The organism is Cellulophaga sp. F20128 (genome assembly GCF_023015805.1).
Classification (GTDB): Bacteria; Bacteroidota; Bacteroidia; order Flavobacteriales; family Flavobacteriaceae; genus Cellulophaga.
Map to the genome: position 1 here is coordinate 1 of NZ_JALKBA010000107.1, position 327 is coordinate 327.

1 protein-coding gene is annotated in these 327 nt (G+C 41.9%); it reads right to left on the bottom strand.

Annotated elements, in window-relative coordinates; translation table 11 throughout:
- The coding region (locus MWU65_RS17655) for a hypothetical protein (protein WP_247079982.1) at positions 1-327 on the bottom strand (327 nt) is incomplete at both ends.

Sequence of the window (327 nt, forward strand, 5' to 3'; positions counted from 1 at the left end):
GCTGTTGTTTCAATAGTCGCAGCATCACTAGCGGAAGCACTTGTATTCCCTACACCATTAGTAATGGTAGCGGTAACGGTCAATGTACTTCCTTCTCCTGGACTTGTAAAAGTCGTTGGATATTCTTCCGCTGTAATCTCAGCAGCCGTAAGCGTATGAGGTGTTCCATTTACAGTTAAAATATCTCCTGCACTAGCATCTGTAGGCAAGGAAATAGTTACATTAATGTCGTCAGATAGTTCTGAACTATTAATTGTACCATCATTGTTCGTGTCTTCAGTAATGACTACGGTAGGTGCATCAGGAGCTGTTGTTTCAATAGTCGCA